This window comes from Vibrio sp. 1562, assembly GCF_033340155.1.
GTDB lineage: Bacteria > Pseudomonadota > Gammaproteobacteria > Enterobacterales > Vibrionaceae > Vibrio > Vibrio alginolyticus.
Window position 1 is genome coordinate 1 of record NZ_JAWOVY010000469.1, and the last position, 634, is coordinate 634.

Annotated in this window: 1 protein-coding gene and 1 pseudogene; both read left to right on the plus strand. The window is 42.9% G+C overall.

The window, feature by feature from the left end; translation table 11 throughout:
- Window positions 1–533, plus strand: a 533-nt coding sequence (locus R7Z49_RS25865; RefSeq protein WP_318112526.1) for an RNA polymerase sigma factor, incomplete at its 5' end; no start/stop codon positions are given.
- Window positions 530–634, plus strand: a pseudogene (locus R7Z49_RS25870) (transcriptional regulator); the annotation flags it as partial. The gene R7Z49_RS25865 and the pseudogene R7Z49_RS25870, both read left to right, overlap by 4 nt.

Sequence of the window (634 nt, forward strand, 5' to 3'; positions counted from 1 at the left end):
TGGATAAAGTAAAAGCCAAAGATAGAGAGGCTTTTGCGTTCGTATTCCGTTTTTATGCCCCCAAGCTAAAACAGTTTGCCTACAAGCACGTTGGTAATGAGCAAGTTGCTATGGAGATGGTTCAAGAAACCATGGCAACGGTCTGGCAAAAAGCTCATCTTTACGATGGAAAGAAGAGTGCGTTATCGACGTGGATATACACGATTATCCGCAACTTGTGTTTTGACTTACTCAGAAAACAAAAGGGTAAAGAGCTTCACATCCATTCTGATGACATTTGGCCATCGGAATATTATCCGCCAGATCTGGTTGATCATTATTCTCCAGAACAAGACATGTTGAAGGAACAGGTGGTGAAGTTTCTTGATATTTTGCCTAAAAATCAGAGAGACGTATTGCAAGCGGTTTATCTCGAAGAACTGCCACATCAGCAAGTAGCGGAACTTTTTGACATACCACTGGGCGCGGTGAAGTCTCGGTTAAGACTCGCAGTAGAAAAGTTAAGGCACTCAATGCATACGGAGCAACTATGAACAAACATCCAGATAACAACTTGTTAGAAGCATATGCTTCGGGCAGCATTGATGCGGTTTCTGGTCTTGTGGTCTCCACACATTTAGAGACGTGCTCAAAG